The organism is Permianibacter aggregans, from assembly GCF_009756665.1.
Taxonomy (GTDB): domain Bacteria; phylum Pseudomonadota; class Gammaproteobacteria; order Enterobacterales; family Permianibacteraceae; genus Permianibacter; species Permianibacter aggregans.
In genome coordinates this window covers 2956233-2970767 of sequence record NZ_CP037953.1, presented here as the reverse complement: position 1 = coordinate 2970767, position 14535 = coordinate 2956233, and the positions used below count along the sequence as shown (strand labels likewise).

Sequence of the window (14535 nt, the reverse complement as noted above, 5' to 3'; positions counted from 1 at the left end):
TGGTAACCAGAAACCGATGAATTGCCTATCTTGGTAAGTCAGCAGGCATCATTGCTAGGGAGCCTGGATCATTCAGAGTAGGTGCGAATTCATTCGCACAATGACCGCCGTATCGTGGCGATGTTATGCGAATAAATTCGGCACCTACCGGAAACGAAAAAGCCACCTTGCGGTGGCTTTTTGTGTCGCTATCTCGCGATATCAGGCGAAGGCCTGCAAACACCAAGCGAGAATGACGCTGGGGAACAATCCCAGCACCAGCATCGCGAGGCCGTTGGCGCTGATCGCTAGTTGCAGCGATGTACTCGCTTTGATTGGTGTCATATCTTCGGCAGTATCGAAGAACATGACCTTGACGACTTTCAGGTAGTAGTAGGCGCCAATCAGCGACATCACGGCAGCGTAAATGGCGAGACCCACTTGGCCCGAATTCACGGCCGCCATAAAGATTTGCAACTTCGGCCAGAAGCCAACAAACGGCGGAATACCGGCCATCGACATCAGGATGAACATCATCAGCAGCGCGTGCCATGGGCTGCGCTGCCACAGGCCTTTGAAATGGGAAATTTCATCGCTTTCGAAACCGGCGCGCGACAGGAACAGAATCATGCCGAAACCGCCCAGCGTCATCAGCGCATAGACCAGCATGTAGAACATCGAAGCGGCAAAGCCTTCGTTGTTACCGGTGGTCAGGCCGATCACGAAGTAACCCATGTGCGCAATCGCTGAATATGCGAGCAGACGCTTCAGGTTGCTTTGCATGATGGCGCCGATATTACCGATCGCCAAACTCAACACGGCCAGCATCACCAGCATCGCAGTCCAGTCGGCAGAGATGCCCGGCATCGCTTCGGTCAGCAAGCGGATGATCATGCCGAACGCGGCGATTTTCGGCGCGCTACCGAGGAACGCGACGACCGACGTTGGAGCACCGTGGTAAATATCCGGAATCCACATATGGAACGGCACAGCACCGAGCTTGAAGGCAATGGCAGCAACAATGAAAATCATCGCGAAGCGATAGATGATTAACTGATCAGCACTGCTTGGCAGTTGCGCGATCTGATCCAATTGCAAGCTGCCGGTGACACCATACAGCAAGCTCATGCCCCAGAGCAGGAAACCGGAAGCCAGCGCGCCCATGACGAAGTATTTCATCGCCGCTTCTGGTGCGCTGTGACTGTCGCGCTGCATCGCGACCATCGCGTAAAGCGACAGTGACATCAGTTCCAGACCAAGATAAATCGTCAGCATCGAACCGGCGGCGACCAGCACGTTGGCACCGAGCACGGCGAACAGTGTCAGCAAATAATATTCACCGCGCAGGAATTGACGCTCAGCGATATAGGTGCGGGCGTACATCAGCGCGATCATGCTGACGATGTAAATCGCCACTTTCAGGATGATCGCGAGTTGGTCGTGCACGTAGTGGCCGCTGTACAGAATCGCTTCCGGCACTTCGTACAACTGCAGCGTGACCAGCAGGGTGCCCGCCAGCGACAACATCGCTGCCGCGTAAGTGTTCTTGCGTTCGGCACCAGCAAAGAACAAATCGACCAGCATCACCAAGCAGGTGGCGATGACCAGGAAGATCTCGGCCGACATCAGGTAAAGATTGGGTGTCTCAAACATTATTGGCACACTCCGATGGCGCCCAGCTTCGATTGCAGGCCACAGTTCAACAAGTGCTGTACTGACGGCTCCATGATGTCGGTCAGCATTTTCGGATACAGACCCAGGGCCAGTACCGCGATGGCGAGAATCGCCAGAATCAATTGTTCGCGAGCGTTGATGTCATTCAACTCGGCAACATGACTGTTGGCGACTTCACCGAAAATGACGCGCTTGTACATCCACAGGCTGTAAGCGGCACCGAGAATCAAGGTCGTCGCGGCCAGGAACGCGTACCAGAAGTTGGCGCTGAACGAGGCCAGAATGACCATGAACTCACCGACAAAACCGGAGGTGCCAGGCAGACCAGCATTGGCCATCGTGAACAGCATCATGAACGCAGCAAACTTCGGCATGGTGTTCGCGACACCGCCGTAATCGGCGATCATTCGGCTGTGTACGCGGTCGTAAAGCACGCCGATACACAAGAACATCGCGCCGGAAATAAAACCGTGCGAAATCATTTGCACCAGACCGCCTTGCACGCCGAGTGCGGCTTGCATTTGGTCGCCATTTTCCCGCAACGCGAACGCGATGAAAAAGCCGAGCGTGACAAAACCCATGTGCGCGATGGACGAATAAGCGATCAGCTTCTTCATGTCTTTCTGCACCAGCGCGACAAAGCCGATGTAAACAACGGCAACAAGGCTGATGGCAATCATGAAATCAGCCCAGGCAGCCGAAGCATCCGGGGCAATCGGCAGACTGAAGCGGATAAAACCGTAGGTACCCATTTTCAACATGATCGCGGCCAGCACGACAGAACCACCGGTGGGCGCTTCAACGTGGGCATCCGGCAACCAGGTGTGCACTGGGAACATCGGCACCTTGACCGCGAAAGCGATCAGGAACGCGGCGAAAATCCAGTGCTGCGGATTCATTTCCAGCGGCAGGCTGTGCAGATCGCTGATCATGAAGCTGTTGGCTTCAAGACCCATGTAAATCAGCGCGACCAGCATGAACACCGAACCGAAGAAGGTGTACAGGAAGAATTTGATCGTTGCGTAAACGCGGTTCGGGCCACCCCAGATACCGATGATCAAGAACATCGGCACCAGCATCGCTTCCCAGAATACATAGAACAGCATCGCATCCATGGCAGCGAACACACCGTTCATCAAACCGGTCATGAACAGAAACGCAGCCATGTAATGCGATACGCGGTTTTCGATCACTTCCCAACCGGCGGCGACGACCAACACGGTCGTGAAGCAGGTCAGGAGAATCAGCGGCATCGCAAAACCGTCGACGCCAAGTGCGTATTCGATTTTCAGCGTTTCAAACTGGAACCAGACGGCGCGTTCGACGAACTGCAGATCGGCCGTGGTCATATCGAAGTTGCTGTACAACGGTGCGCAGGCGACCAGTGTTGCCAACGCTGTCAGCAGGCTCAACCATTTCGCTCGCGCCGGACTTTTGCCACCAAACAACAGCACGGCCAGACCACCGGCCATCGGCAACCAGACCAACAGACTGAGCAAGGGAAAATTATTCATCGTTTGTCACTTCCCGAGCTTAAATTAAAAAGTAGAGCCAGGAGATCATGACCAAGAGGCCAATGAGCATCGCGAAGGCATAGTGATAAAGATAACCGCTCTGCATTTTGCGCAGTTGCGCGGCAATGCGACCGACCAGATTGGCGGAACCATTGACCATGACGCCATCGATCAGCTGGGCATCACCGTGTTTCCACAAACGATTACCGAGACGTACCGAACCATTGGCGAACGTCGCCTGATTGAAATCGTCGAAGTAATACTTGTTGTCGAGCAGCTTGTGCAGGAACGCCAGTTTGTTCTGGAACGCATCGGCGATGCTCGGCTTTTTCACCCAGACAAACCAGGCGGTGAACACGCCAGCAGCGGCCAGCCAGAACGGAATCGTTTGTACCGAGTGCAACGCAAACGCGACCCAACCATGCCAGTGCGAACCGAGTTCAGTCAGCGTCGCGTGTTCCGGTTTGACGTAAATGACGCCATCGAAGAAGGAACCAAACAGCATCGGCTCGGCCCACCACCAGGCAACAACCAGCGACGGAATCGCCAACGCGATCAGCGGCAGCGTAACAACCAACGGTGACTCATGCGGTGTGCCACCGTGATGACCATGTGCATCGTCATGATCGTCATCATGACCGTGGTGATCGTGATGATTGTCGTGGAAACGCTCTTTGGTATGGAACACCAGGAAGAACATCCGGAAGCTGTATAGCGCGGTAACGAATACGCCAGCGAGTACGCAGTAATAGGCGTAAGTCGAGCCGGCAATTTGCGATGCATGAACCGCTTCGATAATTGCGTCTTTCGAGTAGTAACCGCTGAAGAACGGCGTGCCAATCAGCGCCAGCGAACCGACCAACGACACAATCCAGGTAATCTTCATGTACTTCCACAGACCACCCATTTTGCGGATGTCCTGTTCGTGGTGCATGCCGATGATCACCGAGCCGGCCGCCAGGAACAGCAGCGCCTTGAAGAACGCGTGCGTCATCAAATGGAATACACCGGCAGCGTACGCGGAGGCGCCCAATGCGGTGACCATGTAACCAAGCTGCGACAGTGTTGAATAAGCAACGACGCGCTTGATGTCGTTTTGCACGACACCGATAAAGCCCATGAACAACGCGGTCGTGGCGCCGATGACGATGACGAACGACAACGCGGTTTCGGAGAGTTCAAACAGCGGCGACATACGCGCGACCATGAACACACCAGCGGTAACCATCGTTGCGGCGTGAATCAGTGCGGAGATTGGTGTCGGGCCTTCCATCGAGTCCGGCAGCCAGACGTGCAGTGGCACCTGCGCCGATTTACCCATCGCGCCGATAAACAGGCCAATGCAAATGACGGTAATGCCAGACCAGTAAGTGGTGTCAGTGATCTGCACGGTCAGATTCTGCGTCGCCCATTCGGGCGCGGCGGCAAACACCGTGGCGTAATCCATCGAACCGAAGAAATACAACACGGCGGCGATACCGATCAGGAAGCCGAAGTCACCAACGCGGTTGACCAAAAAGGCTTTCATATTGGCGAAAATCGCCGTCGGCTTCTTGAACCAGAATCCGATCAACAGGTACGAGACCAGACCGACCGCTTCCCAACCGAAGAACAGTTGCAGGAAGTTGTTGGCCATGACCAGCATCAGCATCGAGAACGTGAACAGCGAGATGTACGAGAAGAAGCGCTGGTAACCCGGATCTTCTTCCATGTAACCGATCGTGTAGATGTGCACCATCAAGCTGACGAAGGTGACCACGACCATCATCATCGCGGTCAGGTTATCGACGAGGAAACCGACTTCGAGACGTAAACCGCCAATGGTGGCCCATTCGTAAACACTGGCGTTATACGCCGGCAGGCCGTTGATGCCGTGCTGATAAAACACATATGCGGACAACACCGCCGATACGGCCACACCGAGAATGGTCACCCAATGGGCGCCGGCGCGACCGACTTGTTTGCCCATCAACCCCGCAATAATGGCGCCGAGCAGCGGAGCCAGAACGACGGCAAGATAAATGTTTTCCATGTCGCCTCTTACCCCTTCAACTCGTCGAGATCTTCTACGTCGATGGTGCGACGGTTACGGAACAGCACGACCAGAATCGCCAGACCAATCGCCGCTTCGGCGGCAGCCACGGTCAGAATAAAGAACACGAAAATCTGGCCGGCCGCATCGCCCAAATGTTGCGAGAAGGCGATGAAATTGGTGTTGACCGCGAGCAATAGCAGCTCAATGCACATCAACAAGGTGATGACGTTTTTCCGGTTCAAAATGATGCCGGCAACGGAAATCGCGAACAGCGCGGTGCTGACCGCCAAATAATGGTGCAAGCCGATCATGCTTTTTCCCCTTCTGCATTGGCAGCAGCGGCCGGAGCGCGTTTGACCGGCTCGACTTTGACCACCCGCAGACGTTCTTCTTTGCTGACCGCGACCTGACGGCCGACGTCCTGAATCTTGCGCATCCGGGTACCACGGAAGGTCAGCGCAACGGCAGCGATCAATGCCACCAGCAATACAAGTGCGGCGAGTTCAAACGCGTAGAAATATTCGGTGTAAAGCAGCACGCCGAGCACTTCGATATTGCTCTTGTCACTGGCCACCGCTTCGCCAGCCGGAGCAAACGCGCCTTCGCTAACCAAGCGCCAAATCAACACACCGACAATCGCGGCTGCCGTCAATCCGACCGGCAGGTAACGGATAAAGCCCTGCTTGACCGCAGCAAACTCGACATCGAGCATCATGACGACGAACAGGAACAAGACCATGACGGCGCCGACGTAAACCAGCACCAGTGCAATCGCCAGAAACTCGGCGGTGGTCAGCAGCCACAACACGGCGGCACAGAAAAAGGTCAGCACCAGCGACAACACGGCGCGAACCGGGTTGCGCACGGTGATCACCATCGTTGCCGACAACAGCAGCAACGCGGCGAACAGGTAGAACACAAGGGTTTTCAAATCCATGGCGGTTCCTTAGCGATACGGCGCGTCAACGGCGCGATCGGCGGCAATCTGCGCTTCGTACTTGTCACCAATGGCGAGCAATTTCGCTTTGGTCATGATTTGTTCGCCACGCTTTTCAAAGTGGTAATCGAACACGCGCGTTTCGACGATCGAATCGACCGGGCAGCTTTCTTCACAGAAGCCGCAGAAAATGCATTTGAACAGATCGATTTCGTAGCGCGTGGTGCGACGGGTGCCGTCGTTCTGGCGCGGACCGGCTTCGATGGTTATGGCCAGCGCCGGGCAGACCGCTTCGCAGAGTTTGCAGGCAATGCAGCGCTCTTCACCATTCGGATAACGGCGTAGCGCATGCAGACCGCGGAAACGCGGTGACTGCGGGGTTTTTTCTTCCGGATATTGAACGGTGATTTTCTGCGCGAACATATGGCGGAAGGTCACCATCAGGCCGGAACGCAGTTCAGCCAGCGTGTAGGACTTCAGCACTTGTTTAACGGTTTGAATCATGAAAGCATCCTCAGCCTTAACCTACCCAGCCGAGTTTCACCAGCGCGGCGACCAACATCACCCACACCAGCGTTACCGGAATGAAAATTTTCCAACCAAGGCGCATGACCTGGTCGTAGCGGAAGCGCGGGAACGTGGCACGCAGCCAGAACATACCGCACAGGAACAGGAAGGCTTTGATGAATAACCAGTGCGTACCGGAGGCACCGATAAGCGGTACTGATTCCGGCAGTGGGCTGTACCAACCGCCGAAGAACAACAGCGCGGTCAGGAAGCTAATCAAAATCATGTTGGCGTATTCGGCCAGGAAGAACACCGCGAACGTCGAGCCCGCGTATTCAACGTGGAAACCGGCAACGATTTCCGATTCACCTTCCGGCAAGTCGAACGGCGCCCGGTTGGTTTCGGCAACACCACAAATCCAGTAAATGACCGCCAACGGCAGCAACGGCCAAACAAACCATTGATGCACACCACCGGCTTGTTTGGCGACGATGTCACCGATGTTCATCGTGCCGGCAACCATCAACACGCCTACCAGCGTGAAGCCCATGGCGATTTCGTAGGAAACGATTTGCGCCGCCGAACGCAGGCCACCTAGGAAGGCATATTTCGAGTTCGAGGCCCAACCGGCGATGATGATGCCGTAAACGCCCAAGCTGGTCATCGCCAGTAGGAACAGCAAACCGGCGTTGACATCGGCGAGCACGACACCGGCTTCAAACGGCACCACGGCCCAGGCAACCAAGCTCGGCGCAAAGCAGATGATCGGCGCCGCGATAAACAAACCACGGTTCGACAGCGTCGGCGTGATGATTTCCTTGGTCAGCAGCTTGATCACGTCGGCGAACGGCTGGAACAAACCAAGCGGCCCGACCCGGTTCGGACCGATACGCAACTGCATGTAACCAATCACTTTGCGCTCAGCGTAAGTGGCATACGCAACACCGAGGATCAACGGCAACACAATCGCGATAATTTTCGCGAGTATCCAGGCGCCCTCAATCAGATAATCCACCCACATGGTTTAGGCTCCCTGACCGCGACGCGCCTGCGTCGTTTGCTGCAAACTCGGGGCGCGACGCACCAGCGCGTCAATCGCGTACATGTTCTGTGACGTCACCGCTTTGCCACCGGCAAGCTGCTTCGGCGCAATCCATTTCGCGTCGCTGGCACCCGGCGCTTTCAATGCCTGTTGCAGTTCCGCCAGCACATCTTCCGACGACACGTAATCAAAGCCCTTCAGGTTCAGCAGGTTGCCGAGAACACGTAGCACTTTCCAACCCGGACGCGCTTCGCCCTTGGCGGGCACGACAGCGGCAAAACTCTGGAACGTGCCTTCGGCATTGACATAACTGCCGGAGGTTTCGGTGAACGCGCCAATCGGCAACAACACATCGGCGTACTCACTGACTTTGCCATCGGCAAACGGTGTCAGCGCGACGATAAATTCGGCACCTTTGACGGCTTCCAGCGCCGCTTCACCGAGAACCGAATCGAGCTCTGGTTCGACGTTCATCAGCACATAGGCTTTCTGGGAGCTGGCCAACATTTGCTGGGCATTCAACCCCGCGTTATTGACCGCGTGACCGGCCTCGCGGCGATGCGGCACAGCACCGGCGAGCCATGCGCCGGCCGCGTTGGCGCCAGGCGTCAGCATGCCGACCGAAGCGCCAGACAATTTACCAATGATTTGCACCAGCGAATCGATACTGGCGAAATGCGGATGCTCGATGGCAATGGCGCCGAGAATCACCGCTTTCTTTTCCGCTTTCAGCAATTGCTCGGCAATCGCATTGTGCGAATCGTTGGCGTTGACTGAAGCAACGGCCGCAGAAAATTCAGCGGCGTCTGAACCTTTGGCATCAACCAGCGCTTTCGCGACACCGGCGACCTGAGCCAGCAAATCGGCATCGACGACATCCGGAGCAACGCGGAAAGTCCATTCGACATCAACCGTCGACAAGGACATGACAACGCCATCACGTGTTGCTTTGCGTAAACGCACGGCGGCGATCGGTTGTTCCTGACGCAGGTTGGAACCGATCAGCAAAGTCGCGTCGAGATTTTCCAGTTCAGCAATCGACAATCCCAGCTGCGGCATCAACGCCGCTTGTGCGTCGGCAGAAAAATCGCTCTGACGCAGACGGAAATCGATATTGTTCGAGCCGAGACCGCGCACGACTTTTTGCAACAGGAAAAGCTCTTCGGTGGTGTTGCTGGCCGAGGTCAAGGCGGCAACGCCCTGACCTGCCCGCTTCAGATTGGTCGCGGTCAGTTCCAGCGCGTCCTGCCAGGACACATTCTGCCAGACTCCATCGCGTTTGACTTTCGGGTTCAGCAGACGCTCGGCTTTGTTCAGCGCTTCGTAGCTGTAGCGATCGCGATCGGAAATCCAGACTTCGTTGATCGCTTCGTTCTCGCGCGGTACGACACGCATGACTTCATTGCGACGGTAGTGAACATCGATGTTCGAACCTAAGCAATCATGCGGAGCAATCGATGGACGCGATTGCAGTTCCCAAGCACGAGCGGTAAAACGCGAAGGTTTCGCGGTCAGCGCGCCGACCGGGCACAAATCGATGACGTTGCCGGAAACTTCTGAATCAACGCTTTTTTCAATGAAGGTACCGATGGTCATGTGCTCGCCACGACCGGTGGCGCCGAGTTCACGCATGCCGGCGACTTCGGTGCCGAAACGCACGCAGCGGGTGCAGTGAATGCAACGGGTCATTTCGGTGGCGATCAACGGGCCGATGTCTTTATCGGCCACCACGCGCTTGCCTTCGACGTACTGCGAAACATCGCCGCCATAACCCATGGCCAGATCCTGCAGCTCACACTCGCCGCCCTGATCGCAAATTGGGCAATCCAGCGGGTGGTTGATCAGCAGAAATTCCATGACCGATTTTTGCGCGTCCAGCGCTTTTTTCGATTTGGTCTGGATGACCATGCCTTCGTTGACTGGTGTCGCGCAGGCCGGCAAGGCTTTCGGCGCTTTCGCGACATCCACCAGGCACATACGGCAATTGGCCGCGACCGATAATTTCTTGTGATAGCAGAAACGCGGAATATAAATGCCCGCCGCGTCCGCCGCCTCGATCACCATCGAGCCGGGTTCGACCGTCAGTTTCTTGCCGTCAATTTCGATGTTTACCATCGTGCTACCGTCTCAGTTTTGAATGTTCGGATTAATGGCCGCCGCCGACCAGGCTTTTCTTGTGTTCGATGTAATGTTCGAACTCGTGCCGGAAATGCTTCAGGAAGCTGATCACCGGCATTGCCGCGGCATCGCCCAGCGCGCAAATGGTCCGGCCGGAAATGTTCGCCGCCACCGCGTCGAGTTTGGCCAGATCATCGCGAGTGCCTTCGCCATGCAGAATCCGGTGCAGCATGCGTGACAACCAACCGGTGCCTTCACGGCACGGCGTGCACTGGCCGCAGGATTCTTCGTAATAGAAATGGGAAATACGGGCCAGCACTTTCACCATGTCGGTGTCTTCATCCATGATGATCACGGAACCGGCGCCGAGCATCGAACCGGCCTTGCTGATGGCGTCATAATCCATCGTCAGGTTCATCATCACTTCTGCCGGCAACACTGGTGTCGAGGAACCACCAGGAATAACGGCTTTCAGTTTTTTGCCATTCCACATGCCGCCAGCCATTTCCAGCAAATCCTTGAATGGCGTGCCGAGCTGCACTTCAAAGTTGCCCGGTTTATTGACGTGACCGGAAACGGAAAAGATTTTGGTGCCGCCGTTATTCGGCTTGCCCTGCTCCAGGAACCACTGACCGCCCTGTTCCAGAATGACCGGCACCGAGGCGAATGACTCAACGTTATTGACGTTGGTCGGGCGACCAAAGACACCGTAGTTGGCCGGGAATGGCGGTTTGAAACGCGGCTGGCCTTTCTTGCCTTCAATCGATTCGATCAGCGCCGTTTCTTCACCGCAGATGTAAGCACCGGCACCGTAGTGGGTGTACAAATCGAAATCGAAACCGGAACCCAAAATGTTTTTACCCAGCAGGCCGGCCGCATAGGCTTCTTTCAGCGCGCCTTCAAAACGCTGGATCGGTTCCCAGAACTCGCCGCGGATGTAGTTGTAACCCACGGTGGCGCCAATGACGTAAGCGCCAATGGCCATGCCTTCGATCAACTGGTGCGGATTGAAACGCAGAATGTCGCGGTCTTTGTAAGTGCCCGGCTCGCCTTCGTCGGCATTGCAGACCACATATTTCTGACCCGGCGCATTGCGCGGCATGAACGACCATTTCAAACCGGTCGGAAAACCGGCGCCGCCACGGCCACGCAGGTTCGACAATTTCAACGACTCAATGATCTGCTCAGGCGGAATTTTTTCGCTGAGAATTTTGCGCAGCTGACTGTAACCGCCAACCGACTCGTATGTTTTCAGGGTCCAGGCATTGTCGAGACCAATCGTGCGAAAGCAGACCGGTCCGCGCTGGAGCTGGTAAGCGACTTCTTGCATCGTGTTACTCCAGTTCCGCCAACAGTTTGTCGAGTTTTTCCGGCGTCAGATTCTCGTGGTAATCGAAATCAATCTGACAGCAGGGCGCACCGCCACAAGCCGCCAAACATTCCACTTCACGCAGCGTGAATTTGCCGTCTTGAGTCGTCTCTTTGAAACCGATACCCAGTTTCTTTTGCAGATGGGCAACGATTTGATCGGAGCCACGCAGCATGCAGCTGACGTTGGTGCAGACGTTGATCACGTGCTTGCCAACCGGCTGCAGGAAATACATCGAGTAGAAGGTCGCGACTTCGTAAACGGCGATGCGCGGAATGCCAAGATAATCGGCAACCGCGTTCATCCGCTCTTCGTTCAGGTGATTGCAATGTTCCTGAACGATACGCAACGCGCCCATGACCGCCGAACGACGACGATCAGCTGGATACTTGGCCAACCACTGTTCGACTTCGGCAATTTTTTCCGCCGGCAGAATCGCTTTCAACGGCTCTTGATTCATTTCGATGTTCATTAGCGGTCGATCTCCCCGAACACGACATCCATCGTACCGATCAGCGCGACGATGTCGGCGAGCATGTGGCCCTTGCCGATTTCATCGGTCGCGGCCAAATGCGGGAAGCCCGGCGCACGGATCTTGACCCGGTACGGTTTGTTGGCACCATCCGATACGAGGTAAATACCGAACTCGCCTTTCGGGTGTTCGACGGCGGAATAGACTTCGCCTGCCGGCACACAATAGCCTTCGGTAAACAGTTTGAAATGGTGGATCAGCGCTTCCATGTCGTGCTTCATGCGTTCACGACTCGGCGGCGTCACTTTATGGTTCTCGGCCATGACCGGACCCGGATGTTTGCGCAGCCATTCAATGCACTGGCGAATGATCCGGTTCGATTGGCGCATTTCTTCAACGCGCACCAGGTAACGGTCGTAGCAATCGCCGTTCTTGCCGATCGGAATGTCGAAATCGAGCTTGTCGTAGACTTCGTAAGGCTGATGCTTGCGCAGATCCCAAACGATGCCGGAACCGCGCAGCATCGGGCCGGTAAAACCGAGCGCTTGCGCACGCTCTGGTGACACGACGCCGATACCGACCGTGCGCTGTTTCCAGATGCGATTATCGGTCAGCAGCGTTTCGTATTCGTCGACGCGTTTCGGGAAATACTCGGTGAAATTCCACAGGTAATCGAGCATCGAGCCCTGACGTTCAGCGTTCAGTTTCTTGACGTCTTTTTCCGAGCGCCAACGCGAAGCTTGATATTGCGGCATGCGATCCGGCAGATCACGATAGACACCGCCCGGACGATAGTACGTCGCGTGCAAACGCGCACCGGAAACCGCTTCGTAGCAATCCATCAGCGCTTCGCGCTCACGGAAGCAATACAGGAACATGGTCATCGCGCCGATATCGAGACCGTGCGCACCGAGCCACAGCAGGTGGTTCAGGATACGGGTGATCTCATCGAACATGACGCGGATGTACTGGGCGCGCAGCGGCGCTTCGATGCCAAGCAATTTCTCGATGGCCATGACATAGGCGTGCTCATTACACATCATCGACACATAGTCGAGACGATCCATGTAACCGATGCTCTGGTTGAATGGTTTGCTTTCCGCCAGTTTTTCGGTGGCACGATGCAACAAGCCGATATGTGGATCGGCACGGACAATGGTTTCGCCATCCAGCTCCAGCACCAAGCGCAACACGCCGTGCGCGGCTGGATGCTGGGGACCGAAGTTCAGGGTGTAATTGCGAATTTCTGCCATGATTATTTGCCCTGTTCGGTGTAACGCTGATCGTGACGGATAACGCGCGGCACCAGTGTCCGCGGTTCAATCGACACCGCTTCGTAGACGCAGCGTTTCTGGGTAGCGTCGTAGCGCAACTCAACGTTGCCGATCAGCGGGAAGTCTTTGCGGAACGGGTGGCCGACAAAACCGTAATCGGTCAGCAGGCGACGCAAATCGGAATGGCCTTCAAACAGAATGCCGTAGAGATCAAACGCTTCGCGCTCGAACCAGTTGGCGACCGGCCACAAACCGGTAACACTGCTGATCATCGGTACTTGCTCGTCAACAAAGCTGCGAACGCGAACACGATGGTTGTGATCGACGGACAACAGATGCAGCACGACGGCAAAACGCGGCTTTTCCCAGGTAACGGTGGTATCGACACCGGCTTCGACACCGCGCGAAAAACCTTTGCCGCTCGACTCCTCGGTCTCCCATTCGACTCGGCCGTAATGGGCGTAATCGATACCGCAGAGATCGATCATCATCTTGAAGCGGAAGCTGTCGTGATCACGCAGTTCCTTGCATACGGCAAGATAGTCTTCGTTGCTGACTTCAATCGTGACTTCTTCACGATCGACCGTGCAGGTTTGCAACCGGGCGCCAAAGTGCGCCTGCAATTGGTCGGCCAATTGTTGCATGAGTAGGGATGCTCCTTCAGGCCTGTCGCGCGATGGTATTGGTGCGACGAATCTTGTTCTGTAACTGGATGATGCCGTACATCAGCGCTTCTGCTGTGGGCGGGCAACCCGGTACGTAAATGTCGACCGGTACAATGCGATCGCAACCACGCACGACGGCATAGGAATAGTGGTAGTAACCGCCGCCGTTGGCGCAGGAACCCATCGAAATCACCCAGCGTGGTTCCGGCATCTGGTCGTAGACGCGGCGCAAAGCCGGCGCCATTTTATTGGTCAGCGTGCCGGCGACGATCATGACGTCGGACTGACGTGGACTTGGACGGAACACGACACCAAAACGGTCAAGGTCATAACGCGAAGCGCCGGCATGCATCATCTCGACGGCACAGCAGGCGAGACCGAAGGTCATCGGCCACAGCGATCCGGTTTGTGCCCAATTCAGCAGCGTATCGATCTGCGTGGTCACAAAACCTTTTTCAACAACACCTTCTACTCCCATTCCAGCGCTCCTTTTTTCCACTCATAAATGAAGCCCAGAATGAGCACACCGAGAAACACCGCCATCGCCCAGAAACCGAACCAGCCGATTTGATCGATGACGACTGACCACGGGAACAGGAAGGTGATTTCCAAATCGAAAATGATGAACAGAATGGCGACCAGATAAAAACGCACGTCGAACTTCATGCGAGCGTCTTCGAAGGCGTCGAAACCGCATTCGAACGGCGCGTTTTTGGCGGCATCGGGTTTGTGACGTCCAAGGAAATAGCCAAGCAGCCAGCCGATCAGTACCAGTGCAGTACCCAAGCCGACGCCGACCCCCATGAACACCAGGATGGGAGCGTAGTTTTCTAGCATGTGTGTCACCCTGCGTGTGCCCTGAAAAGCCTCGTCGGACGCACGCACAATCGTGGCGGGATAAAAAAGTCCCGGAATTTTAGCAGCTTATGGTCATCGGTTCACGTTTGCC

The 14535-nt window shown here is 55.7% G+C and carries 14 protein-coding genes; all 14 read right to left on the bottom strand.

The genetic code is table 11. The features are described 5' to 3' along the window. Positions 1-201: 201 nt before the first annotated feature. Genes nuoN through E2H98_RS13295 form a run of 14 tightly spaced genes read right to left on the bottom strand, consistent with a single transcriptional unit; the run spans position 202 to position 14423 of the window. Positions 202-1632 carry an NADH-quinone oxidoreductase subunit NuoN gene (gene nuoN / locus E2H98_RS13360; protein WP_133593451.1) on the bottom strand — a complete coding sequence of 477 codons (1431 nt, stop codon included), beginning with the start codon at positions 1630-1632 and terminating at the stop codon, positions 202-204. Then, positions 1632-3167, bottom strand: coding sequence for an NADH-quinone oxidoreductase subunit M (locus E2H98_RS13355; protein WP_133593453.1), 1536 nt, complete (start codon positions 3165-3167; stop codon positions 1632-1634). Before E2H98_RS13355 ends, nuoN begins: the two co-directional genes overlap by 1 nt. A 19-nt stretch (positions 3168-3186) precedes the next feature. Further along, positions 3187-5199, bottom strand: a complete 2013-nt coding sequence (gene nuoL / locus E2H98_RS13350) for an NADH-quinone oxidoreductase subunit L (protein ID WP_133593455.1) — start codon at positions 5197-5199, stop codon at positions 3187-3189. 8 nt (positions 5200-5207) lie between these two features. Next, positions 5208-5513, bottom strand: a complete 306-nt coding sequence (gene nuoK, locus E2H98_RS13345) for an NADH-quinone oxidoreductase subunit NuoK (protein ID WP_133593457.1) — start codon at positions 5511-5513, stop codon at positions 5208-5210. Next, the gene (locus E2H98_RS13340; protein WP_133593459.1) at positions 5510-6139 is read right to left on the bottom strand and encodes an NADH-quinone oxidoreductase subunit J; all 630 of its coding nucleotides are present in this window, start codon (positions 6137-6139) and stop codon (positions 5510-5512) included. The genes nuoK and E2H98_RS13340 overlap by 4 nt, the downstream gene beginning before the upstream one ends. A 9-nt stretch (positions 6140-6148) precedes the next feature. After that, positions 6149-6643: an NADH-quinone oxidoreductase subunit NuoI gene (gene nuoI, locus E2H98_RS13335; protein WP_198325124.1), complete on the bottom strand. Its 495-nt coding sequence runs from the start codon at positions 6641-6643 to the stop codon at positions 6149-6151. Between the two features lie 16 nt (positions 6644-6659). Further along, positions 6660-7667, bottom strand: a complete 1008-nt coding sequence (gene nuoH, locus E2H98_RS13330) for an NADH-quinone oxidoreductase subunit NuoH (RefSeq protein ID WP_133593461.1) — start codon at positions 7665-7667, stop codon at positions 6660-6662. A gap of 3 nt (positions 7668-7670) precedes the next feature. Next, positions 7671-9803, bottom strand: a complete 2133-nt coding sequence (nuoG, locus tag E2H98_RS13325) for an NADH-quinone oxidoreductase subunit NuoG (RefSeq protein ID WP_133593463.1) — start codon at positions 9801-9803, stop codon at positions 7671-7673. A 31-nt stretch (positions 9804-9834) separates the two neighbouring features. After that, on the bottom strand, positions 9835-11136 hold the full coding sequence (gene nuoF / locus E2H98_RS13320) for an NADH-quinone oxidoreductase subunit NuoF (RefSeq protein WP_133593465.1): 1302 nt from the start codon (positions 11134-11136) through the stop codon (positions 9835-9837). Between the two features lie 4 nt (positions 11137-11140). Then, the gene (gene nuoE / locus E2H98_RS13315) at positions 11141-11635 is read right to left on the bottom strand and encodes an NADH-quinone oxidoreductase subunit NuoE (protein WP_133593526.1); all 495 of its coding nucleotides are present in this window, start codon (positions 11633-11635) and stop codon (positions 11141-11143) included. A gap of 11 nt (positions 11636-11646) precedes the next feature. Then, complete coding sequence (locus E2H98_RS13310) at positions 11647-12900, bottom strand: NADH-quinone oxidoreductase subunit D (RefSeq protein WP_133593467.1); 1254 nt, start codon at positions 12898-12900, stop codon at positions 11647-11649. Positions 12901-12902: 2 nt separating this feature from the next. Then, entirely contained in the window at positions 12903-13565 is a 663-nt protein-coding gene (locus E2H98_RS13305; protein WP_133593469.1) for an NADH-quinone oxidoreductase subunit C, read from the bottom strand. A 16-nt stretch (positions 13566-13581) separates the two neighbouring features. Continuing rightward, positions 13582-14064, bottom strand: a complete 483-nt coding sequence (locus E2H98_RS13300; protein ID WP_133593471.1) for a NuoB/complex I 20 kDa subunit family protein — start codon at positions 14062-14064, stop codon at positions 13582-13584. Beyond that, positions 14055-14423 carry an NADH-quinone oxidoreductase subunit A gene (locus tag E2H98_RS13295; RefSeq protein WP_133593473.1) on the bottom strand — a complete coding sequence of 123 codons (369 nt, stop codon included), beginning with the start codon at positions 14421-14423 and terminating at the stop codon, positions 14055-14057. Before E2H98_RS13295 ends, E2H98_RS13300 begins: the two co-directional genes overlap by 10 nt. Positions 14424-14535: the final 112 nt, after the last annotated feature.